A 20,132-nucleotide genomic window follows, 5' to 3' on the forward strand; every position below is an offset into this window, starting at 1 on the left:
CGCCAACCATGAACGCGATGGTCGCACCCGCCGATTTCAGCCAGATAGACGAAGGTGGCGCCACCACGCTGCGCTTCACCGGCTGCCTGTCGCTGGCCTATATCGGCGATGTGCCGCAGCGGCTGGAGGCGGTCGAGGCGCGGGTCGACCGGCTCGACCTTTCGGGCATCGACCATATCGACACGATCGGCGCCTGGGTGATCCACCGCTTCGCGCGCGACAGCGGGGCGAAGGTCGAGGGCCTAGATCCCGACGCGCAGCATCTGCTCGATCAGGTCGAGGCCGCCGACCAGCCGGTCAGGATGCGGCCCGACCGCACCCCCGCCTTCACCCGCGTGCTCGGCGAGATCGGCGAGGCGACGATCGTCGCGTTGAAGACGCTCGCCGGATTGCTCGGCTTTTTCGGCGCGACGCTGATCGCCTTCGCCAACGTCATCCGCCATCCCCATCGCTTCCGGCTGAACGCAGTGGTTCAGCGTTTCGAGGTGGTCGGCGTCTCCGCGCTCGGCATCATAGGGCTGATGAGCTTCCTGATCGGCCTGGTCATCGCCCAGCAAGGCGCGGTGCAGCTGGCGCAGTTCGGCTTCGAGACCTTCACCATCAACCTGGTCGGGCGGATCACCTTCCGCGAGCTGGGCGTGCTGATGACCGCGATCATGGTCGCCGGCCGATCGGGCTCCGCCTTCGCCGCGCAGATCGGGACGATGAAGCTGACCGAGGAGATCGACGCGATGCGCACCATCGGCGTCTCCCCGATGGAGGCGCTGGTGGTGCCGCGCGTGCTGGCGGCGGTGATCATGATGCCGCTGCTCGGTTTCTACGCCTCACTGATCGCGGTGATCGGCGGCGGGCTGTTGTGCTGGATCCAGCTGGATATCCCGCCGATCACCTTCATCCAGCGCATTCGCGAGGTGGTGCCGATCACCGATCTCTATATCGGGCTGATCAAGGCGCCGGTGTTCGGCGCGATCATCGCCATGTCCGGCTGCTATCAGGGGATGCAGGTGGAATCGGACGCCGAGCAGGTCGGCAGCCGGACGACGTCGGCGGTGGTGCAGGCGATCTTCCTCGTCATCGTCCTCGACGCGTTCTTCGCGGTGTTCTTCACCTTCATCGGATGGGACTGATGAAGCGCGGCGAACCGATCATCCGCGTCCGCGGGCTCAAGAACAGCTTCGGCGAGCAGGTGGTGCACGAGGATCTCGACCTTGACGTGATGAAGGGCGAGGTCATCGGCGTGGTCGGCGGATCGGGCACCGGCAAATCGGTGCTGATGCGGTCGATCATCGGCCTGCAGACCCCCGACGCTGGCGAGATCACCGTGTTCGGCGAGGATACGGTCGACAAGGAAGAGACCGAGACGATCGACATCCGCAAGCGCTGGGGCATACTCTTCCAGGGCGGCGCGCTGTTCTCGACGCTGACCGTGGCCGAGAATGTCCAGGTTCCCTTGCGCGAATTCTATCCCGGGCTGAACCAGGCGCTGCTCGACGAGATCGCCGCCTACAAGGTGGTGATGACCGGCCTTCCGCCCGATGCCGGTCCCAAATATCCGGCCGAGCTTTCGGGCGGCATGAAGAAGCGCGCCGGCCTTGCGCGCGCGCTGGCGCTCGATCCCGAGCTGCTCTTCCTCGACGAGCCCACCGCCGGGCTCGATCCGATCGGCGCGGCGGCGTTCGACGAGCTGACGCTCAGCCTGCAGAAGACGCTGGGGCTGACGGTGTTCCTGATCACCCACGACCTCGATTCGCTCTATGCGATCTGCGACCGGGTCGCGGTGCTGGCCGACAGGAAGGTGATCGCGGTCGGCACCATCGACGAGCTGCTGGCGTTGGACCATCCATGGATCCAGGAATATTTCAACGGGCCCAGGGGGCGCGCGGCGACCGCATCGGTGACGCGCGAACAGGCCAAGGGATGAAGAGCTGATGGAAACCCGTTCGAACCATGTGCTGGTCGGCAGCGTCGTCCTGATCCTGCTCGCGGTGCTCGCGCTGTTCACCGTCTGGCTGGCGCGGCTGGGCGGCGGCGCCGAGAAGCAGTACGACATCTTCTTCAAGGAAGCTGTCGACGGCCTCGCCAAGGGATCGCCGGTCAATTTCTCGGGCGTGCCGTCGGGCCAGGTCGAGGAGATCGCGCTGTGGCCGCGCGATCCGCAGTTCGTCCGCGTGCGGATCAAGATCAAGGAGGAGACGCCGGTGCTGCAGGGCACCACGGCGGCGATCGAGGGCATCGGCTTCACCGGCGTCAGCCAGGTCTCGCTGGACGGCGCGGTGAAGGGCGCCCCGCCGATCGCCGATCGCGGACCGGCGGGCGTGCCGGTGATCCCGACGCGCACCGGCGGGCTCGGCGCGATCCTCTCCTCCGCGCCGCAGCTGCTCGAACGGCTGACGACGCTGACCGAGCGGCTGACCGAGCTCTTGTCCGACCGCAACCAGGCGTCGATCGCCGGTATCCTCGACAACACCAACCGGCTGACCGACGCGCTCGCGGATCGCGGGCCGGAGATCGCCGCGACGCTCGCCCAGACGCGCATCGCGATCGAGCAGGCGGGCAACGCCGCCGAGGAGATGGGCAAGCTCGCCGCGACGACCAACACCCTGATCGGCGAGGATGTTCGGCCGGCGATGCAGAACCTCAACACCGCGATCGCCTCGGCGCAGAAGAGCGCGGAGACGCTGGAGGCGGCGATCGGCGATGCGCGGCCGGGCCTGCAGGCCTTCTCCAAGCAGACCATCCCCGAGGTCGGCCTGCTGGTGCGCGACTTGAGGCGGATGTCCGATGCGCTGGCGTCGGTCGCCGAAAAGGTCGATCGCGGCGGCGTCGGATCGGTGGTGGGCAGCCAGAAGCTGCCCGATTACGAACCCAAGTGAAGGGGCCGAATTTCATGAAGAAGCCGCTGCTGGCCACCCTCCTCGTCCTGCCGCTGGCCGGATGCCTGAGCTTCGGCGCCGAGCCGCCGCCCTCGCTGCTGACGCTCGATCCGGCGAGCCCCGTCGCCGCCGGGCAGAGCCAGACGAGCAGCGCGGCGAGCTCGATCACCATCACCGTGCCGGTCGTGCCGCAGGAAATCTCGACCAACCGCGTGCCGGTGCAGGCGACGCCGACGTCGATCGCCTATGTGAAGAATGCGCAATGGGTCGAGCCGCCGGCGCGGCTGTTCGCGCGGCTGCTGTCGGACACGATCACCGCGCGCACCGGGCGGATCGTGCTCGATCCCGGCCAGTTCACGCTCAATCCGGGCACAAGGCTGACCGGCGAGCTCCGCCAGTTCGGCATGGACGCCGCGTCGAGCTCGGCGGTGGTGATCTACGACGCGGCGCTGGCGCGCGGCGAGGGCCAGGTCGAGAAACGCCGGTTCGAGGCGCGCGTGCCGGTGGGGGCGATCGACGCCGCCAGCGTCGGGCCGGCGCTCAACGAGGCGGCGAATCAGGTCGCGGTCGAGGTGGCGGGCTGGATCGGCGGCTAGCCGGTTCGCACTATTCGAACTGGATCTCCACGCGGCCGTCGGCGCGGACGATACGCCGTTCGCGGCGGGGCCGATCATCCGCGCGGACGGGCTGCTCGCGGCTCAACGACACGCGCGCGGCGGATATGATCCGCGCCCGCGCTACCGCGACCGCCGTGACGCGGGGCGTCGCCGGCGGCTCGGCATCCTGCGGCGCGCTTGCCAGCAGCTGCAAGGGCAGGGGCAACAGCGTGGGGTCCATCGCATGCGACACAACGCCCATAACGGCGCGTTGGCGACCGCATTAAGTGGTTAAACGATTTCTTTACCAGAACGGGACGGAAAATCGGGCTGTTGCGCCGGCCTTGCGGCTTTGCTAGGGGCCGGCGCCTGCCAGCCGCCGGGAACCCGGCGGGCGGTTCTCTCGCGTGCGGTCGTGGCGGAACTGGTAGACGCGCAACGTTGAGGTCGTTGTGGGCGAAAGCCCGTGGAAGTTCGAGTCTTCTCGACCGCACCAGAGACAAGCCGCGCCGGACGACAGGGAGTCGTCTGGCGCGACTCTCACCCCTTCAGTTCGACGCCGTGCGCACCAGCGGATCGGCGGCGACCGCGCCGAGATGGACGCTGGGCGTCTTCGCGCCGACGCTGGCGCGCGCGCCAATCACGGGCGTCAGCCGCGCCGCTTCGGCCGACAAGGCGGCGATGCGCACCAGATAGCCGCCATAGGGCACGCCTTCGAACAGGAAGAAGCCGTCGAACTCGCTGCGCGTCACCCGGACGACGCGCCCTTCCATGTCGACCAGCTCCAGATCGATCCCCTGGATCGCGCCGCCGCCCGCCTTGACCAGCGTGCCGTCGATCTCTCCCGCGGCGACCAGCGGCAGATCGACCGCGATGGCCACGCCGGGACGCGGCGTCACGACCATGCCGGGCGTGGCGGGCTGAACCATCGGATCGGCGAGCGACGAGGCGTCCACGCCGATCAGCACCGGCTCGAACGGCTGTAGGCCGTCGACGATCGCGCGGCCGCCCGCATCGGTGAGCGAATCGACCGGCACCCGCCCGGCGGCGAGCTGGACATTCTTCTCGAGCGGTTCGCCCGCCTGGCGCACGCCGTCGCCATTGGCGTCGCGATAGACCCGGACCAACGCCTGGCCCTGCGCGGCGAGCTTCCGGTGGGTGACGCGGATGCCGCTTCCCGCCGGATCGGGGCCGAGGCTGAAGGCGAGGTTGAGGCCTGCCGCAAGCGAGCCGTCGGTCGCCGCCTCGGCGCTCGCGGTCAATGCGAAGTGGTTGAAATTACGAATATATCCAACGCCGGCACGGCCGCGCGACAATGATGCGTCATAGCCCAGTTCGGCGCGCCAGTCGGCATCGCCGCCGCCCCCCCATTCGCCGATCAGATTGGCGCTTTCGAAGCGGCTTTCGGGCGACAGGCGGTAGCGCAGCTCGCCGCGCAGCCGCATGCGGCCGGCGCGGCCGTTGAACAGGAGCGCTGCCTCTGTCCGGTCGGGCGGCGACAGGCCGTGACGGACGATCTGGCGCTGGCGATCGACCAGCGCGGTCACCGATATCCCGCGAACCGTCGTCGAGACGCGCGCGCCGAGATCGAAGGTCGAGACCCCGGAGGCGCGCGTGACGTAGCGTCCCTCGACATGCACCGGCAGGATCGTCCGGCCGAGCGTGAAACTGTGATCGAGCGACAGGCTGTGCAGGCCGGTGACCCCCGGATCGACCCGATCGGAGCCGAAATCGCGCGCGAGGATCGATTCGGCGGTGAGATAGGTGCGGCCGAACTCGCCGAGCACCGCCAGCCGCGCGGCGCGGCCGCCGCTGTCGGAGCCCGACAGCGTCAGCTCGGCGAGCGAAGGGCCGATCGCGCGACGCAACGAGGCTTCGAGGTAATTGAAACGATTACCCTCGATCACCAGGCTCTGCACGCTGCCGGCGATCGCGGTCTTCGCATCGAGCCCGCGCTCCAGGCCGAAGGCGCCGCGCCAGCCGAAGCGCTCCGCGTTGAACGGATCGGCATCGAGGCTGACGAGATCGCGATTCTCGTCGACCGCGCCCGCCCAGAACCAGGTCTTGCCCGGCGGGATCGAATCGAGCCCGACGGGCACGGTGCGATAGTCACGCCGGACCTGCCCCTGCGGACCGTAGAGCACGATCTCGAAGCGGTTCTGGCCGTAGAGCAGCGGCACCTGGAGGAATTCGTAGCGGCCGTCGCTGCGGTCCCTCGCGAAGGCGAGGAGCTGGCCGTTGCGGTAGAGCTCGGCGTCCCAGCCGGCGGGCAGCTCGCCGCGAAAGCTGGTGCGGTCGAAGGTGTCGGGCCGGTCGACCGGACGGTTGCTGATCAGCGCGCCGCGGCCGATCGCGCCCGACGACACGATCGGTGACGCCATGGCGGTGACGTCGCCCGCGGCGATCGTGGTCGCGCCGAGCGGCAGCTTGCCTTCGGGATCGGTGCGATAGGCGCGCATCCGGAGCGATGCGGGCCTGCCCTTGCGGTCGGAGGCGAGCCGCGCCTCGACCGAGGTCCTGGCGATCTCGCCCGTCGCGAACAGCTCGTAGCTCGCGTTGAGCTCGCGCATGCCGCCGCGCCGGTCGCTCAGCCCGCCGATCGAGGCGACGACATCGACCGACGGCGTGCGCCAGGCGCGATAGGGCGCGCTCGCCTGCGGCAGCGACTTCAGGTCGAACGTCGCCGCGGGCCGCATCGACGCCGCGCGCGCGCGTCGCTCCATCTGCAGCTCCAGCGGCAGCTTGGTCTCCGATTCGACCTTGAGGATCGCGTTGGACAGGTCAGGGATCAGCGAGACGCCCAGCCAGCGGGCCAGCGCGCGCGTGTCGACGCACCAGCCCTCGGGGGTGTCGCGCACCGCCGCCGAATCAAGATCGCGACGATCGTTCATGATTTGTTCGGTTCGCGCCGCGCGGTCGACGACGATCGTCTGCGCTTCGGCAAAGGCCCAGCCGGTAACGCGGCCGGCTTTCCTGTCGATCCGGATGGGAAGGTCGAGCGCCATCACCGTGTCGGCGAGATCGACACAGGCGCCTTCGGGCGTGACATAGCCGCGCACGCCGTCGCCCAGGCGGTATTTGCCCAGGCGCACGTCGAGCAGCAGCGCATCGTCGTCATTGGCGGTCCAGCCGCCGGGTTGCGGCGCCGCGCGCACCGATGGCGGCATGACGGCGCTCATCAGCAGCGCCGCCACACCGAGGCATTTGAGGATGATGGGAAAACGCCGCATCGCGCCGCGCCCGCAGTCGGCTCCGCCTCTCTAGCGCAGCACCACCTTGGCTTCGGCGATCACTCGGCCGCCCTCCTCGCCGTCTTCGAGATATTGCACCGTCGCCGGGCCGGCGAGCTTCGCCGCCACCTCCTCGGGAATCGGCAGCGTCAAGTTGCGCCGCGCAACTTCGGGATAGACGGCGATGCCGCGCGCCTGCAGCGCGGGCTTGGCCTCGCCGGGCTTGAGCACGCGGATCTCGCCATAGGTCGAGCGCATCCCCTCGCGCGTCAGATCGAGCGAGAAGCCGCGCCCCTCCGGCGTATCGACCAGCTGGGCGCCGGCGATGCTCGCGGTCGCGCGCAGGCTGCCCTGACGGACGATCACCGGAATGGTGACGCCGTAGATCGGCGTGAGCGCGATCGACACGCCCGTGGCCGGCGCGTCGCCAGCGCTCGGCGCCTTCGCGTCGGGAATCGCGCGGAACAGCATGTGGACGCGGTATTCGCCGTCGGGCAGCCCTTCGGGCGCGCGCACGCCGATGCGGATCGCCTGCGGCTGGTTGGGCGCGAGCTCGACCCGGCGCGGCGCGTAGCTGATCATCGCCAGCGCCGCCTTCTCCGCCTCGCTCGCCTCGGCCTCGGCGATCTCGTCGAGCTTGCCGTCGGCGGTCATGCGGCGCACTTCCAAGCTGACGCGGTACACCGCGGTCTCGTTGCCGATATTGTTGAGGATGACCTCGGTCCCGCGCTCCCCGTCGAGCACGACGCGCGTCGGCGCCACCAGAAGATCGCCCTGCGCCAGCACCGGCGCGGCGGCCGCCGCAGAAGCGAGCATGGCCGCGCGCACGAAGCGCGCCATGGAAAATAGCATGTGAATGGTCCCCACCACCGGGCCAGAGGTCCCCACGACCAGCCCTTGGCGCCACCCTCGCCGGACAAGGTTGATATTCCGCTAACCATCGCGGCGAGGACAAAAGAAAAGGCCCGCCGGGATCGCCGACGGGCCTTTCGCTGTCCGGGTTACGCTTCGGCTTACTGGTAGTTCACCGTCACCGTGAACTGGCCGGCATAGTTGCCGTCGGCCTGGTTGGCGGCGACGTTGAGCGTGCCGCCGACGGTGAAGCTGTCGCTGCCGTCGAGCAGCAGCGTGCCCGAAGACGGCGCGAGCGTGCTCGACATCGAGTTGGCGCCCGAGGTGAGCGAGGCGTTGGTGGTCGAGATCGTGACCGTCTGGCCGATCGTCCCGGTGACGTTGAAATTCGCCGCCGTGGTCGTGCCCGAGCAGGTCAGGCCGGCGCCGCAGGTGCGCGTACCGGTCGAAGACACCGCGACGGTCGAGGCGGCCGCGCCGGTCACGATCGTGCCGAAATCGAGGTCGGAGGTGTTGGTCACCGTCACCTGCTGCAGGATCTTGGCCTTCGCGGTGGCGGTGGTCGAGGCGGCGTTCGCCGCACCGGCGCCCAGCGCCAGCGTGCCGAGCACGAGCACGGCCTTCGAGAAACGATTGATCATGTGTCTGGTCCCCACTTCATTTGCCCGCAGATGGAAGTCCCCACCGCCATCTGCAGCATGCCCTCTGCGCCCCCGGCTGTTCAGATATCGTGTGCGGGCATGGTAAACGCGGCGTTAGCGATCGTGCGGCGCGGTCATTCGTAATCGACCTCGATCGGGATGCGGCCGCGATAGTCGCCCGCCTCGCCCGCAGGCACGCGCAGCGTGCCGCCGAACCGGAATTCGACCGTGCCGAGGATGCCGAGCCGCGGCGCGCCGGGCAGATCGGTCCTGAGATCGACCAGCCGCGCGGCGCCGCCGCCGGGCGCGGTGAGCTCCACCTCCGCCGGCATCGACACCCGCAGCCGGCGAAGCGGCCGCCCGGTGACGCGCACCGTGCCGCGCACGGGTATCCCGCCTAGCGCGCTCAGCCCGCCCGACACCGTGCGCGCGCCGGAGCGCGGATCGAGCGTCGCGCTGCCCGACGCATTGGAGGCAATGACCATGCGGCTGAAATCGAGCTCGGTTTCGACCGTCACCCTCAAGGGAAACAGCGCATCGCCGATCGCCGCGGGCGCGCTGTCGCCGCCCGCCGGGCAGAGCTGGCACTGCGCCCGCGCGGTCGCGGGACCGGCCAAAGCCAGCATGGCGGCAAGGAGAATGCGCGAACCCATGCGATCGCCCTAGCGCCAGGGCTTCAACAATGCGTTAACCCTACCGAGGGCTCCGCACGGACATAGCGGGCGGGCGATGCGTTACATGTCGATTGTCAGAAAGGTCCCGCGTGCCCGCCCAAGCCTGCATCAACGCCATAGGCACCGCGGTGCCCGATCACGACATCCACCACGGCTTCATCGCCTGGGCGCGCGAGCAGGTGACGGATTCGCGCGCACGTGCGCTGTTCGATCGCATGGCGGCGCGATCGGGCATCGCGCATCGCTGGTCGGTGCTGCCCAAGGATGTGTCGCCGGTCGCGCCGGGCGGCTTCTACGCCGGTGCGCTGCCGGGGACGGCGGCGCGGATGGCGCTCTATGCCGAGCACGCCCCGGCGCTGGCGATGGCGGCGATCGAGGATCTCGCCGGACGCGCCGGGCTTTCGGGGATCACCCATCTGGTCGTCGCCAGCTGCACGGGTTTCGTCGCGCCGGGAATCGATCAGATCATCGCCGCGAGGATGGGCTTGCCGGGATCGGTCGAGCGGCTGCTGGTCGGCTTCATGGGCTGCTACGCCGCGGTCGCCGCGCTCAGGAGCGCGCGCCACATCGTCCGATCGGACCCCGCGGCGCGCGTGCTGGTGGTGACGGTCGAGCTGTCGAGCCTGCACCTGACCGACACGCCCGAGATCGAAGCGCTGCTGGCGATGCTGCAGTTCGGCGACGGCGCCGCCGCGGCGCTGGTGACCGCCGAGCAGACCGGATTCGCGATCGACGCGCCCTTCGCCGCGACGCTGCCCGAATCGGATGCGCTGATCACCTGGACGATCGGCGACCATGGTTTCGCAATGCATCTGTCGGGGGAGGTTCCGGCGCGGATCGCGCATGCGCTGGCCGATCCGGCGCTGGCCGAGACGATGACCGGCGGGGCGCCGATAACCGATATCGACGGCTGGGCGGTGCATGCCGGCGGGCGGTCGATCCTCGATTCGGTCGAAAGGGGCCTGGGCTTGGCGCATGACGCATTGTCCGATTCGCGCGCGGTGCTCGAAGCGTTCGGCAACATGTCTTCGGCGACCCTGATGTTCGTGCTTGCGCGGATGCTCGAAGGCCCGGCGGTGCGGAGCGGCGTCGCGATGGCGTTCGGGCCGGGGCTCGCCGCCGAGGGCTTCGCCTTCCGGAGCGCGCGATGAGCCTCGCGGTCCGCGCCCATGCCGAGGAGCGGATGGACGACCCTGCGCTCGACGCGCACATCTATGCAGCCGTGCTGCGCGACCTGGCGCGGGTCAACCGGACGACGCTGGCCGCGCGGCCGACGCTGGATTTTCTGAAGCGCGCCGTGGGCGACCGGCGCCGCTTTCGGCTGCTCGACGTCGGCTTCGGCGACGGCGACATGCTGCGGCGGATCGCGCGCTGGGCGCAGGCGCGCGGAGTCGCCGCCGATCTGGTCGGGATCGACCTCAACCCGCGCAGCGCGGCGGTGGCGGAAGCCGATACGCCCGCGGAGCTGGCGATCGCCTATCGCACCGGCGACTATGCCGATCTCGCCGGTCAGGAATGGGACATCGTCGTCAGCAGCCTCGTCGCGCATCACATGACGCATGACCAGCTGATCGCTTTCCTGCGCTTCATGGACCGCGAGGCGCGGATCGGCTGGCTGGTCAACGATCTCCACCGCCACGGCTTCGCGCATGCGGGCTTTCAGCTGCTCGCGCGGCTGATGCGCTGGCACCCCATCGTCCGCGCCGACGGCACGCTGTCGATCGCGCGGAGCTATCGTCCCGATGAATGGCCGCCGATCCTCGCCGAGGCGGGCATCGAGGGTGCGACCGTCGCGCGCAACTTCCCGTTCCGGCTGTGCGTGACATGGGTCCGCTGATCGTCGGCGGCGGCCCGGCGGGCTCCGCCGCGGCGATCCGGCTGGCGCGCTGGGGCATTCGCCCGCTGCTGATCGAACGGACGCGCGAGCCCGGCGACGCGCTGTGCGGCGGATTCCTCAGCTGGCGCACGCTGGACGGTCTGGCCCGGCTGGGGATCGGCGAGCTGGACGGCGCGCCCGTGCGCCGGCTGCGGCTGTTCGCCGGTGAGACGGTCGCCGAACGTCCGCTGCCGGCGCCGGCGATGGGAATCTCGCGGCTGCGGCTCGACCGGCTGATGATCGAGGCGGCGGCGCGCGCGGGCGCGCGGGTGGAGCGCGGCGCCGCCGCGCGCGGATGGGCGGAAGGCTTCATTCGCGTCGATGCGGACGAATGGGCGCCGGACGGCCTGTTCCTCGCGACGGGAAAGCACGAGCTGCGCGGGCTCGCCCGCCCCCGGGAAGCGGCGGGCTCCGATCCCGCCATCGGGCTTCGCGTCCGCCTGGGGCCGCATCCCACGCTCGACCGGCTGATCGGCGATGCGATCGAGCTGCACCTGTTCGACCGCGGCTATGCCGGGCTGGTGCGGCATGAGGACGGCAGCGCCAATCTGTGCATGGCCGTGCGCAAGTCGCGGCTCGACGAGGCGGGCGGGCCGGAGGCGCTGCTGGGCGCGCTCGCGCGGCTGCCGCACCTCGGCGAACGGATGGCCTGCCGTCGAAGGGGAACGCCCGACGCGGTGGCACATGTCCCCTATGGCTGGCGCGCCCGCGCGGCGATGCCGGGCATCTTCCGCCTCGGCGACCAGGCCGGGGTGATCCCCAGCCTCGCGGGCGAGGGCATGGGGATCGCCATCGCCTCGGGCGTGCGGGCGGCAGATTTATGGCTCGGCCACGGCGTGCATGGCGCGACGCACTATCAGGCGGCGATGGGGCGGGCGCTCGGGCGGCCGATCGGCGTCGCGTCGCTGATCGGATCGGCCGCGCAGATGCCCTTGCTCGCGCCCTGGCTGGTCCGGCTGGCGGGCATCCCCGGCGCCGCCGATCTGATCGCGCGCGCCACGCGCGTCCGCCATGATTGACGCAACTACCGCTCCTCCCCATCTTCGGAGCATGGAGAAGATCATCAAGAGCGAGGCCGAATGGCGCGCCGCGCTTTCGCCCGAAGCCTATCATGTGCTGCGCGAGGCGGGCACCGAGCGCGCCTTCGCCGGCAAGTACAACGCCAACAAGACCGATGGGCTTTATCTTTGCGGCGCGTGCGGCCTGCCGCTGTTCGATTCCGAGGACAAATATGATTCGGGATCGGGATGGCCCAGCTTCACCCAGCCGATCGATCCGCAGGCGGTGGCGGAAAAGCGCGACGTCAGCCACGGCATGGTGCGCACCGAATCGCTCTGCGCGCGGTGTGACAGCCATCTCGGCCATGTCTTCCCCGACGGCCCGCCGCCAACGGGTTTGCGCTATTGCATGAACAGCCTCAGCCTGGACTTCAGACCGCGCGAGCAATGAACCATTAAGGCGCAATGCCTTGTAGCTCTGCGCGTTCATGTCTAATCCCGAGCCGTCCATGCCCGCCGCGCGTTCCCGACCCCAGAAAGGCCCCTGGCGCCGTGCCTTCATGATCTCGCTGCGCATCGGCATCGGCCTTGCGGTGCTCGGGCTGATCGCGCTGGTCACCGCGGTCTATGTCGCCAAATCCTCGCTGCCGAGCTATGAGGAGCTCAAATCCTCCCCCAACGGCCAGATGATCCGCGTCTTCTCGGACGATGGCACGCTGCTCGTGTCGCTGGGCCCGAGCTATGGCGAATGGCTGAGCTTCAACCAGATCCCGCAGGTGATGCGCGACGCGATGGTCTCGGTCGAGGATCGCCGCTTCCGCAGCCATCTGGGCGTCGATCCCATCGGCGTCGCGCGATCGTTCAAGGTCCGCTGGGATACCGGCCGCTGGACGCAGGGCGGATCGACCATCACCCAGCAGCTGGCGCGCAACATCTTCCTGTCGAACAACCGCACCTTCGCCCGCAAGGCGCGCGAGATGATCCTGGCGCTGGCGATGGAGCGCAAGTTCACCAAGGACCAGATCCTCGAACTCTATCTGAACAAGGTCTATTTCGGCGGCGGCGCCTATGGAATCGACGCGGCGGCGCGCAAGTTCTACGGCCATTCGGCGGCAGAGCTGAGCCTGGCCGAAGCCGCGGTGATCGCCGGGCTCGTCAAGGCGCCGTCGAACTACTCGCCCACCGCCGATGCCGAAGCCGCGATCGGCCGCGCGGGCGTCGTCATCCAGACGATGCGCGAGGCCGGCAAGATCACCGCCGCCGAAGCCGCCGCGGCCGATCCGCAGTCGGTCGAGCTGGTCACCGATCCGCGGCAGAACAGCGTGCGCTATTTCACCGACTGGGCGCTGCCCCAGCTCGACATATTGATCGACGAGACGACGCAGCCGATCAACGTCTACACCACGCTCGATCTGAACATGCAGCGCGCCGCCGATCGCGCGATCCGCGCCAACACCCCGCGCGGGACGCAAGGCGCGCTGGTCGCGCTCGATCGGGGCGGCGCGGTGCGCGCGATGGTCGGGGGCAAGGATTATGTCGCCTCGATCTACAACCGCGCGACGCAGGCGGTGCGCCAGCCGGGATCGGCATTCAAGCTGTTCGTCTATCTCGCCGCGCTCGAAGCCGGGATCACGCCCGACGACGCGGTGGTCGACGAACCGGTGACGATCGGCGGCTGGAGCCCGCGCAACAGCTCCGGCCGGTTTTCCGGCCAGGTCAATATCCGGACGGCGTTCGCCTATTCGCTCAACACGATCGCGGCCAAGCTGGGGCAGGAGGTCGGCTTCGGCACCGTCGCGGACATGGCGCGCCGCTTCGGCATCACGACGCCGGTCAACACGCATCCCTCGATGGTGCTCGGCACCAGCGACGTGCGGTTGATCGACATGACGCGGGCCTTCGCCTCGGTCGCGGCGAAGGGCGTCGCGGTGACGCCGTTCGGCATCAAGAAGGTGACGACCGTAGGCGACCGGGTGCTCTACGAGCATGAGGTCGACACCTCGCGCGTGCTGGTCGCGCCCTATGTCGCCGCGCAGATGACCGACCTGCTGCAGACCGCAGTCGCGACCGGAACCGGCGCGGCGGCGCAGATCGGCCGGCCGGTGGCGGGAAAGACCGGCACCACCTCGTCGAACAAGGACGGCTGGTTCCTGGGCTTTTCGAGCGGCATCACCACCGGCGTGTGGATGGGGCGCGACGACGCGCGCGCGGTCGGCGGACTGCAGGGCGGCCGCGCGCCGGCGCGCGCCTTCCACGATTTCATGGAAGTCGCGGTCGCCAAGCGCCCCGTCGAGACCTTCGACACGCAGGTGACGCTGCCCGAATGGCAGCTCGAGCCCGACGAGGAAGCCTATTTCGGCGAGCCCGATCCGGGCAATTATGCCGGCGGCTATCCGGGCGGCGACTTTGTCGACGAGGACGGCAACCCGATCCAGTTCGAGCCCGGCTTCGACGGTCCGCCGCCGGTGACGGCGCCCGAGGACGGCGAGGATGTCGTCGCGCCGGAGCGGATGGACCAGGAATGGATCGACCGCATGCTGGACCGGCCGGTGCGCCAACCGCCGGGCCGTCAACCGCTGCAGGAGCAACCTGCCGAGGAGCGCCGCATCGCCCCGCGCCGCGATCAGGAGCCGGCGCCCACGCCGATCCCCTGAATCGCCGCGCCGTGCCGCGCCAGCCAGGCGCGCGCGGCCTTTGGGTCGCCATCGGCGATCTCCGCCACCAGCGCATGGAAGCGCGGCGAGTGATCCATATGCACCCGGTGCGCCACTTCGTGCGCGACGGTCGCGCGGCGGACATGCGCGGGCGTCAGGATCAGGCGCCAGCTGTAGCGGATCGCGCCCGAGGCGGCGCAGCTGCCCCAGCGTGACTTGGGATCGCCCACGGACACGCGCGTGACGCGGACGCCCGCGCGCGCGGCGAACTCGGCGGTCTCGGCCGACAGCAGCCGCAACGCTTCGGCGCGCAGCCAGCGGAGCGTAGCCGCGGCCAGCCGATCGGGCGCGCCGCCGATGTGCAGCACGTCGCCCTTGCGCAGCACGCCGCGCTTCCGCGACGGATCGTGACGCAGCGTCAGCGTTCCGTCGCAGAAGGGGATCGCCACGCCATCGGCCAGCGGCAGCGCGGGCGGCATTCGCCGGCTCTGCGCCTCGACCCAGCCCTCCTGCGTTCGCGCCCAGGCGATCGCGCGGTCGAGCGAGGCGCGCGGCGGCAGGCTCAATCGCAGCGTCCCCGACCGCATGTCGAAGGCGAGCCTGGCGCGGCGCGAACGCGGATGGCGCCGCACCGTCACCGCCAGGCCGGCGATCTGGATCACAGCTCGCGTTCGACCAGATGGTGCTCGAAATCGACCACGTCGCTTTCCGACACGGTCCAGCCGCGCACCGACTGGCCCGCGCGGTGCACCGCGTCGCGATCGCCGCACACCAGATAATGCCAGTCAGGGAGCGGCTTGCCGTCGCCGCGCAAGCGATAGGCGCAGGTCGCGGGCAGCCATTCGATCTCGCGCACCAGCCGCGGCGTCAGCCGGACGCATTCGGGGACGAAGGCGCGCCGGTGGCGGTAGTCCGCACATTGCCCGCTGCGCCGGTCGAGCAGCTTGCAGGCGACGTTGGTCGGATGCAGCTCACCCGTCTCGTCATCCTCCAGCTTGTGGACGCAGCATTTGCCGCAGCCGTCGCACAGCGCCTCCCACTGCGCGCGGTCGAGCCGGTCGAGCGGCAGGTCCTCCCAGAATTTTCCGGTCAGCGCACCCATCGCGCCAGCTCCGCCGCCACCGCCTCGGGGCTTTCGTCCTGGGGCAAGAGCGCGATCGGCTTGCCGTCCGGCCCCATCAGATAGGTCTGGCGGCTGTGGTCCATCAGATATTCGCTGGCGCCTTCATTCTCCGCCTTGCGGTAATAGACCGCATAGGCCTTGGCCGCGGCGGCGACCTCCGCCTCGCTGCCGGTCAGGCCGACCAGCCGCGGGTGGAAGGCGGCGACATAGGTCTTGAGCGCCGCCGGCGTGTCGCGCACCGGATCGACGGTGATGAAGAGGGGCTGGACCTTCTGAGCCGCCGCCGGATTCTCGCGTTCGAACAGGCGCAATCCCTGCATCAGCTTTTGCAGGTCGACGGGGCAGACGTCCGGACAATAGCTGTAGCCGAAATAGACGATGCGGTATTTGCCGGCGAAGTCCTTGTCGGTGACGCGCCGGCCGTCCTGGTCGACGAGGCTGAACGGGCCGCCGATGCGCGCCCCGGCGAGCGGGCCCGCCGCGGCCTGCTGATCGTTGCCCGCCTGCGGAGAACAGGCGCCGGCGAGCAGCGCAAGGGCGAAAAACATGCTTCGGTTCATGACAAGGCCAGCCTTGGCCTGCTACGTCCTGCACTGCAAGATCGAATGAATCCGGCAGGGTGGACGATGATTCAAATGATGGTTCGGGCGGCGCTGGCGTTGATCGCGGGCGGCATCGCGATGACGGCGTCGGCACAGAATTATTCCGACGGGTACAAGTTTCTGCAGGCGGTGCGCGAGCGCGACGGCAACACCGTGACCAGCATGATCGAGGCGCCCGGTTCGCGCGTGATCAACTCGCGCGACATCTCGACGGGCGAAAGCGCGCTGCAGATCGTCATCGCGCGCCAGGATCTGACCTGGCTCGGCTTCCTCCTCTCCAAGGGCGCCAATCCCAACCAGCAGGACGATGACGGCGACACGCCGATGCTGCAGGCGGTCGAGGAAGGCTTCTCCGAAGGCGTGCGCCGCCTGATCACCGCCAAGGCCAATATCAACCTGGCCAACCGGTCGGGCGAGACCCCGCTGATCCGCGCGGTGCAGAAGCGCGATCCCGAGCTGGTCCGGCTGCTCATCGCGAACGGCGCCGATCCCGATCGCAGGGACGTGATCGCGGGCATGTCGGCGCGCGACTACGCCAAGGCCAATACCCGGATGCCGATCCTGCTCGAGCTGATCGAGAAGGCGGAAACCAAGCCGGCCAAGGGCGTATCGGGCCCGGTTCTCTAACCCGAAGGCAGCACGGCCGCCTCGGGATCGACCATGAACAGGAGCCGCCGCGCCGCGCGGCGGGCGAAGGCGAGCGTCTCGCGCTTGCGCGCCGCGGCAGACAGCGGATGGCAGGCGGCGTCGCGCAGGATCGCCGCGTCGTAGCGATCGGCGACGATCAGCCCGGCGCGCTCGGGCAGCATGTCCGGCCAGTCGAACGGCGCGCAGTCGAATCCCGCCGGCACCGCCCAGAAGAACCGGTCGCAATGCTGCAGATAGTCGCGCCACTTGGCGTCGCCGAGCAGATCGGCGCGCGAGACCTTGATCTCCACGATGGTGATCTGCCCGCGCGCGTCGATCGCCATCAGATCGGCGCGGCGGCCCGATCCCAGCGCGACCTCGGGCGCGGCGACGATGTCATGCCGCAGCCACAACCGCTGCACGCCGCGCGCGACATCGGCGGCGCACAACCGTTCGTCGAGCGGGGAATCGCAGGCGGCGGGGCGGGTCAGCATCGTCCGCAGGGATAGAACATCCCGCGAACGTCTGCAAATTTGAGGTCTGCCCATCCGTCGCCCCTGCGCAGGCAGGGGCCTCAGTCGGCATAGGCGGTGCTGGATGTGCCACAAACCCGGAAGGCCCCCGCCTTCGCGGGGGCGACGGGTATTGGGCCGCCGAACTCAGCGATAGAAGATGTGATTGCCCACGGCCGCGACCCGCTTCAATCGCCAGCGGGGGGAGACGCGGCGCGCGTGGAAGAACAAGGCGTCGGACGCCTTGCTTTCCCAGGCCTCGTCCTGGGCGATCTGGGCGACCGCCACCGCCTCTTCCCAGGCGTCGCTGTTGCGGTTGACGGGCGGCATCTTGCCGCCGCGAACGAAGGAGAATTGGCCGGGCTGGTGCACCACGCCGCAGATCGAATCGGCGAAACGCCCCGATTCGGCGCGGTTGATGATCACCTCGGCCACGGCGAGCTGTCCTTCGAGCGGCTCGCCGCGCGATTCGAAATATGTGGCGCTCGCCAGGCATTCCAGCTCGCGATCGAGCGTGCCGGGCGTGTCCTGCGCGGCGACCGCGGCGCTCAATGTCGCAAAGGCGACCGGCGCCGCCGCGACGGCGGTGCTGGCGGTATCGACGATGGTGGGGGCCACCAGCGGAGCGGTGCTGGGCGTGGCGGCGATATCGGTCGCCAGATCGGTGCTCAGGGAGGCGTCGGGCGCCATGCCGGCCGCGCGGGTCACGACTGCCGCGCTTTCATCTTCAACCGCGATGCCGGGGCTTGCAAAGGCCAGGGCGGCGGCAGCGGTCAAAGCGGCCGAGATCGCGGCCGCACGGGTGACGAGTTTCATTCGAACTTCGCGCTTTGCGGTTGGCCGCCCGGCCCGGGAGCGAAGATACTGGCTCCGGCGGCTTACCCCCCGACTGCGTAACCGCCCAGGGAACAAAGGGCGGCGCAACGCATTTCAATATGTTGCACCCCTAAGCCTTGTGCGGCGCAACAGAGTCAACCGCCGGCGATCGTTTCAGCGGCGAACCGTTCCGCATCCGCGACGTTCGCCTCCACCACCCACAGGTCCGGATCACGCGCGCGGCGCCGCTCCGCATATTCTTCTATTTCGGCAATGTTTTCAGGTGATTGTGGGCCTGAAACGGCCATCGCATAGCCGCCGTCCAGGCCCATCTGCCGCTCCAGAGCGACGGGATTCCGCCCGTTATGATGTGCCAGAACGAGAATCGCGCCAGAGGTCGCATCCCCCTTGTGGACGATGGTGGCGAAGCCGCCCGCCGCCCCGATTCGCTTCCTGAGCGCGCTGACCAGCACCTCCGCGGTGAGCCGCGGGGTCATGCCGTGCGGGCGTAGCCGGGGAGCGTCGCAAGCGCGATGCGCGAGCGCATGAAGGTGCCCGTGCCCCGCGCCGCCTCCTCGCCTTCGCCGTCGATCAGCCGCGCCTCGGCGACGAACACGCGGCGCTGGCCGCTGATCCAGCGCCCTTCCGCCGTCACCGGGCCGGACTTGATCGGGCGGGTGAACAACAGGCTGAACTGCGTGGTCAGCAGGAAGCGATCGGTGACGAGGCTGTTGGCCGCGTAGAAGGCGGCATCGTCGAGCATCTTGAAATAGGCGGTGCCATGCGCCGCTCCGGCGGCGTGATGGTGCGCCTCGCCGATCTCGAACTCGATCCGCGACGCGCCGGGCGTGTCGATGTGCAGCCGCGAGGGGAACAGGCGGTTGATCGGCGCGGCGGCATAGAGCGATTCGAGCGCGCGGAAATGCGCCTCCGCGCCGCTGTCAGCCCTGCCGCTTCCGTCAGGCGGCATCGCGCGCTTCGACGCCGGCGAGCAGCGCGTAGAGCGCATCGGCCGAGCCGGCGCCGCGCAGCTTGGCGACGAAGGTGCGTTCCCGCATGCGCCGCGACACGCGGGCCAGCGCCTTCAGGTGATCGGCCCCGGCATCGGGCGGCGACAGCAACGCGAACACCAGGTCGACCGGCAAATGGTCGATCGCCTGGAACTCGATTCCCTGGGGCAGCTGGATGAAGAAGGCCGCGACCTCGCTCAATCCGGCCATCTTGGCATGGGGCAGCGCGATGCCGCCGCCGAACCCGGTCGAGCCCAGCCGCTCGCGCTCGCCCAGCCGTTCGACCACCTCGACCGGATCGACGCCGAGACGCGCGACCGCGAGCGCGGCGATCTGCTGGAACAGCGCCTTCTTGCCCGCCACCGCCTCACCGGTGACGACGCTGGCCGGCGTCAGGAGATCACTGAGATCGGTCATCATTGGTCCAACAAAGGGGGATTCAGCCGGCGGCGCGCTGCGGTTCGACCCAGCCGATCGTGCCGTCGCCGCGGCGATAGACCATGTTGTACGATCCGGTGCCCGAATTGCGGAACAGGAGCGCGTTGGTGTTCCTCAAGTCGAGCATCATCACCGCGTCCGATACGCTGGCGTCGGGCACGTCGACGCGGGTTTCGGCGATGATCGGCGGGTGATCCGACGCCTCCTCGCTCTCGGCCTCTTCGCGGAACACGGTGTAGCCCGCGGCATCGGCGGCGATGTCATAGCCGTTCGCGGCGCCCGCGCCCGAGTTGCGGTCCTTGAGGCGGCGCATATAGCGGCGCAGCTGCTTCTCGATCTTGTCGGCGGCGCCCTCGAACGCGGCGTGCGCGTCCATCGCGTCGTGTCGGCCCTTCAGCACCAGGCCCTGCATGACATGCGCGACGATGTCGCAGGTGAAGCCGTTGTCGTGCGGCCCGCTGCCGAAGGTGGCGTGCGCGGAGATGGCGCGCGAGAAATATTTGTCGGCGATTCCCTGGAGCCGATCGGTGACGTGCGTCTTCAGGGCCTCGCCAACGTCGATCTGATGGCCGGATACGCGGATATCCATGATCGGGAACCTCCTCAAAAA

24 protein-coding genes and 1 tRNA gene are annotated in these 20,132 nt (G+C 69.4%); 11 read left to right on the forward strand and 14 right to left on the reverse strand.

The features are described 5' to 3' along the window. The first annotated feature begins 17 nt into the window (after window positions 1-17). From D1610_RS09295 to D1610_RS09310, 4 genes are read left to right on the forward strand one after another with little or no spacing between them, the layout of a single operon-like run. Complete coding sequence (locus D1610_RS09295; RefSeq protein WP_118864053.1) at window positions 18-1,127, forward strand: MlaE family ABC transporter permease; 1,110 nt, start codon at window positions 18-20, stop codon at window positions 1,125-1,127. Continuing rightward, window positions 1,127-1,921 (forward strand): ABC transporter ATP-binding protein, encoded by a 795-nt coding sequence (locus D1610_RS09300; RefSeq protein ID WP_245942083.1) that lies wholly within the window; start codon window positions 1,127-1,129, stop codon window positions 1,919-1,921. Before D1610_RS09295 ends, D1610_RS09300 begins: the two co-directional genes overlap by 1 nt. A gap of 7 nt (window positions 1,922-1,928) precedes the next feature. After that, window positions 1,929-2,873 carry an MlaD family protein gene (locus D1610_RS09305; protein ID WP_118863898.1) on the forward strand — a complete coding sequence of 315 codons (945 nt, stop codon included), beginning with the start codon at window positions 1,929-1,931 and terminating at the stop codon, window positions 2,871-2,873. 14 nt (window positions 2,874-2,887) lie between these two features. Beyond that, the gene (locus tag D1610_RS09310) at window positions 2,888-3,469 is read left to right on the forward strand and encodes an ABC-type transport auxiliary lipoprotein family protein (protein ID WP_118864054.1); all 582 of its coding nucleotides are present in this window, start codon (window positions 2,888-2,890) and stop codon (window positions 3,467-3,469) included. Window positions 3,470-3,479: 10 nt separating this feature from the next. Here the strand turns inward: D1610_RS09310 and D1610_RS09315 are convergent, their stop codons facing one another. Continuing rightward, on the reverse strand, window positions 3,480-3,710 hold the full coding sequence (locus tag D1610_RS09315) for a hypothetical protein (protein ID WP_222926982.1): 231 nt from the start codon (window positions 3,708-3,710) through the stop codon (window positions 3,480-3,482). Between the two features lie 168 nt (window positions 3,711-3,878). Here D1610_RS09315 and D1610_RS09320 point away from each other — a divergent pair. After that, a tRNA-Leu gene (locus tag D1610_RS09320) sits at window positions 3,879-3,965 on the forward strand. A 52-nt stretch (window positions 3,966-4,017) separates the two neighbouring features. Here D1610_RS09320 and D1610_RS09325 read toward each other — a convergent pair. From D1610_RS09325 to D1610_RS09340, 4 genes are all read right to left on the reverse strand, one after another. Next, window positions 4,018-6,699, reverse strand: coding sequence for a carboxypeptidase-like regulatory domain-containing protein (locus D1610_RS09325; protein WP_147414305.1), 2,682 nt, complete (start codon window positions 6,697-6,699; stop codon window positions 4,018-4,020). 30 nt (window positions 6,700-6,729) lie between these two features. Beyond that, entirely contained in the window at window positions 6,730-7,551 is an 822-nt protein-coding gene (locus D1610_RS09330) for a fimbrial biogenesis chaperone (protein ID WP_245942085.1), read from the reverse strand. Window positions 7,552-7,712: 161 nt separating this feature from the next. Further along, complete coding sequence (locus D1610_RS09335; RefSeq protein WP_118863902.1) at window positions 7,713-8,192, reverse strand: DUF4402 domain-containing protein; 480 nt, start codon at window positions 8,190-8,192, stop codon at window positions 7,713-7,715. Window positions 8,193-8,326: 134 nt separating this feature from the next. Next, window positions 8,327-8,845: a DUF4402 domain-containing protein gene (locus D1610_RS09340; protein WP_118863903.1), complete on the reverse strand. Its 519-nt coding sequence runs from the start codon at window positions 8,843-8,845 to the stop codon at window positions 8,327-8,329. A 110-nt stretch (window positions 8,846-8,955) separates the two neighbouring features. Between D1610_RS09340 and D1610_RS09345 the strand changes: the two genes are divergently transcribed. The 5 genes from D1610_RS09345 (at window position 8,956) to D1610_RS09365 (ending at window position 14,394) form a co-directional block, all read left to right on the forward strand. Next, a complete protein-coding gene (locus tag D1610_RS09345) occupies window positions 8,956-10,017 on the forward strand; it encodes a type III polyketide synthase (protein WP_118863904.1) in 1,062 nt (353 codons plus the stop codon). Further along, window positions 10,014-10,703 (forward strand): methyltransferase domain-containing protein, encoded by a 690-nt coding sequence (locus tag D1610_RS09350; protein WP_118863905.1) that lies wholly within the window; start codon window positions 10,014-10,016, stop codon window positions 10,701-10,703. Before D1610_RS09345 ends, D1610_RS09350 begins: the two co-directional genes overlap by 4 nt. Then, the gene (locus tag D1610_RS09355; RefSeq protein WP_118863906.1) at window positions 10,691-11,761 is read left to right on the forward strand and encodes an NAD(P)/FAD-dependent oxidoreductase; all 1,071 of its coding nucleotides are present in this window, start codon (window positions 10,691-10,693) and stop codon (window positions 11,759-11,761) included. Before D1610_RS09350 ends, D1610_RS09355 begins: the two co-directional genes overlap by 13 nt. A 31-nt stretch (window positions 11,762-11,792) precedes the next feature. Further along, on the forward strand, window positions 11,793-12,191 hold the full coding sequence (gene msrB, locus D1610_RS09360; protein WP_118863907.1) for a peptide-methionine (R)-S-oxide reductase MsrB: 399 nt from the start codon (window positions 11,793-11,795) through the stop codon (window positions 12,189-12,191). A 109-nt stretch (window positions 12,192-12,300) separates the two neighbouring features. Next, on the forward strand, window positions 12,301-14,394 hold the full coding sequence (locus D1610_RS09365) for a transglycosylase domain-containing protein (RefSeq protein WP_245942087.1): 2,094 nt from the start codon (window positions 12,301-12,303) through the stop codon (window positions 14,392-14,394). Here D1610_RS09365 and D1610_RS09370 read toward each other — a convergent pair. The 3 genes from D1610_RS09370 to D1610_RS09380 are packed head-to-tail and all read right to left on the reverse strand — an operon-like array spanning window position 14,364 to window position 16,065. Then, entirely contained in the window at window positions 14,364-15,056 is a 693-nt protein-coding gene (locus D1610_RS09370; protein WP_342768330.1) for a M48 family metallopeptidase, read from the reverse strand. The genes D1610_RS09365 and D1610_RS09370 overlap by 31 nt on opposite strands. Then, window positions 15,053-15,496, reverse strand: coding sequence for a YcgN family cysteine cluster protein (locus D1610_RS09375; protein WP_118863909.1), 444 nt, complete (start codon window positions 15,494-15,496; stop codon window positions 15,053-15,055). Before D1610_RS09375 ends, D1610_RS09370 begins: the two co-directional genes overlap by 4 nt. Next, complete coding sequence (locus D1610_RS09380) at window positions 15,484-16,065, reverse strand: SCO family protein (protein WP_245942089.1); 582 nt, start codon at window positions 16,063-16,065, stop codon at window positions 15,484-15,486. The genes D1610_RS09375 and D1610_RS09380 overlap by 13 nt, the downstream gene beginning before the upstream one ends. Before the next feature lie 87 nt (window positions 16,066-16,152). On the opposite strand from D1610_RS09380, the gene D1610_RS09385 reads away from it, so the two are divergent. Next, window positions 16,153-16,746, forward strand: coding sequence for an ankyrin repeat domain-containing protein (locus tag D1610_RS09385; RefSeq protein WP_245942091.1), 594 nt, complete (start codon window positions 16,153-16,155; stop codon window positions 16,744-16,746). On the opposite strand, the gene D1610_RS09390 is transcribed toward D1610_RS09385, so the two are convergent. From D1610_RS09390 to hpf, 6 genes are all read right to left on the reverse strand, one after another. Continuing rightward, window positions 16,743-17,240: an MmcB family DNA repair protein gene (locus D1610_RS09390; RefSeq protein WP_118863912.1), complete on the reverse strand. Its 498-nt coding sequence runs from the start codon at window positions 17,238-17,240 to the stop codon at window positions 16,743-16,745. The two genes, D1610_RS09385 and D1610_RS09390, sit on opposite strands and share 4 nt — an antisense overlap. A gap of 165 nt (window positions 17,241-17,405) precedes the next feature. Next, entirely contained in the window at window positions 17,406-18,074 is a 669-nt protein-coding gene (locus D1610_RS09395) for a cell wall hydrolase (protein WP_118863913.1), read from the reverse strand. Window positions 18,075-18,229: 155 nt separating this feature from the next. Continuing rightward, window positions 18,230-18,571 carry a DUF1491 family protein gene (locus tag D1610_RS09400; RefSeq protein ID WP_118863914.1) on the reverse strand — a complete coding sequence of 114 codons (342 nt, stop codon included), beginning with the start codon at window positions 18,569-18,571 and terminating at the stop codon, window positions 18,230-18,232. Then, window positions 18,568-19,044 carry a PaaI family thioesterase gene (locus D1610_RS09405; RefSeq protein ID WP_118863915.1) on the reverse strand — a complete coding sequence of 159 codons (477 nt, stop codon included), beginning with the start codon at window positions 19,042-19,044 and terminating at the stop codon, window positions 18,568-18,570. Before D1610_RS09405 ends, D1610_RS09400 begins: the two co-directional genes overlap by 4 nt. Continuing rightward, window positions 19,034-19,501 (reverse strand): PTS sugar transporter subunit IIA, encoded by a 468-nt coding sequence (locus D1610_RS09410; protein WP_118864056.1) that lies wholly within the window; start codon window positions 19,499-19,501, stop codon window positions 19,034-19,036. Before D1610_RS09410 ends, D1610_RS09405 begins: the two co-directional genes overlap by 11 nt. Window positions 19,502-19,523: 22 nt before the next feature. After that, on the reverse strand, window positions 19,524-20,111 hold the full coding sequence (hpf, locus tag D1610_RS09415) for a ribosome hibernation-promoting factor, HPF/YfiA family (RefSeq protein ID WP_118863916.1): 588 nt from the start codon (window positions 20,109-20,111) through the stop codon (window positions 19,524-19,526). Window positions 20,112-20,132: the final 21 nt, after the last annotated feature.

The organism is Sphingomonas gilva (assembly GCF_003515075.1).
Classification (GTDB): domain Bacteria; phylum Pseudomonadota; class Alphaproteobacteria; order Sphingomonadales; family Sphingomonadaceae; genus Sphingomonas; species Sphingomonas gilva.

Bases quoted from the DNA above. Each gene is read 5' to 3' on its own strand.
- D1610_RS09295 (WP_118864053.1), top strand. From the start codon at position 18: ATGGTCGCACCCGCCGATTTCAGCCAGATAGACGAAGGTGGCGCCACC.
- D1610_RS09300 (WP_245942083.1), top strand. From the start codon at position 1,127: ATGAAGCGCGGCGAACCGATCATCCGCGTCCGCGGGCTCAAGAACAGC.
- D1610_RS09305 (WP_118863898.1), top strand. From the start codon at position 1,929: ATGGAAACCCGTTCGAACCATGTGCTGGTCGGCAGCGTCGTCCTGATC.
- D1610_RS09310 (WP_118864054.1), top strand. From the start codon at position 2,888: ATGAAGAAGCCGCTGCTGGCCACCCTCCTCGTCCTGCCGCTGGCCGGA.
- D1610_RS09315 (WP_222926982.1), bottom strand. From the start codon at position 3,710: ATGGACCCCACGCTGTTGCCCCTGCCCTTGCAGCTGCTGGCAAGCGCG.
- D1610_RS09325 (WP_147414305.1), bottom strand. From the start codon at position 6,699: ATGCGGCGTTTTCCCATCATCCTCAAATGCCTCGGTGTGGCGGCGCTG.
- D1610_RS09330 (WP_245942085.1), bottom strand. From the start codon at position 7,551: ATGCTATTTTCCATGGCGCGCTTCGTGCGCGCGGCCATGCTCGCTTCT.
- D1610_RS09335 (WP_118863902.1), bottom strand. From the start codon at position 8,192: ATGATCAATCGTTTCTCGAAGGCCGTGCTCGTGCTCGGCACGCTGGCG.
- D1610_RS09340 (WP_118863903.1), bottom strand. From the start codon at position 8,845: ATGGGTTCGCGCATTCTCCTTGCCGCCATGCTGGCTTTGGCCGGTCCC.
- D1610_RS09350 (WP_118863905.1), top strand. From the start codon at position 10,014: ATGAGCCTCGCGGTCCGCGCCCATGCCGAGGAGCGGATGGACGACCCT.
- D1610_RS09355 (WP_118863906.1), top strand. From the start codon at position 10,691: ATGGGTCCGCTGATCGTCGGCGGCGGCCCGGCGGGCTCCGCCGCGGCG.
- msrB (WP_118863907.1), top strand. From the start codon at position 11,793: ATGGAGAAGATCATCAAGAGCGAGGCCGAATGGCGCGCCGCGCTTTCG.
- D1610_RS09365 (WP_245942087.1), top strand. From the start codon at position 12,301: ATGATCTCGCTGCGCATCGGCATCGGCCTTGCGGTGCTCGGGCTGATC.
- D1610_RS09375 (WP_118863909.1), bottom strand. From the start codon at position 15,496: ATGGGTGCGCTGACCGGAAAATTCTGGGAGGACCTGCCGCTCGACCGG.
- D1610_RS09380 (WP_245942089.1), bottom strand. From the start codon at position 16,065: ATGTTTTTCGCCCTTGCGCTGCTCGCCGGCGCCTGTTCTCCGCAGGCG.
- D1610_RS09385 (WP_245942091.1), top strand. From the start codon at position 16,153: ATGATGGTTCGGGCGGCGCTGGCGTTGATCGCGGGCGGCATCGCGATG.
- D1610_RS09390 (WP_118863912.1), bottom strand. From the start codon at position 17,240: ATGCTGACCCGCCCCGCCGCCTGCGATTCCCCGCTCGACGAACGGTTG.
- D1610_RS09395 (WP_118863913.1), bottom strand. From the start codon at position 18,074: ATGAAACTCGTCACCCGTGCGGCCGCGATCTCGGCCGCTTTGACCGCT.
- D1610_RS09400 (WP_118863914.1), bottom strand. From the start codon at position 18,571: ATGACCCCGCGGCTCACCGCGGAGGTGCTGGTCAGCGCGCTCAGGAAG.
- D1610_RS09405 (WP_118863915.1), bottom strand. From the start codon at position 19,044: ATGCCGCCTGACGGAAGCGGCAGGGCTGACAGCGGCGCGGAGGCGCAT.
- D1610_RS09410 (WP_118864056.1), bottom strand. From the start codon at position 19,501: ATGACCGATCTCAGTGATCTCCTGACGCCGGCCAGCGTCGTCACCGGT.
- hpf (WP_118863916.1), bottom strand. From the start codon at position 20,111: ATGGATATCCGCGTATCCGGCCATCAGATCGACGTTGGCGAGGCCCTG.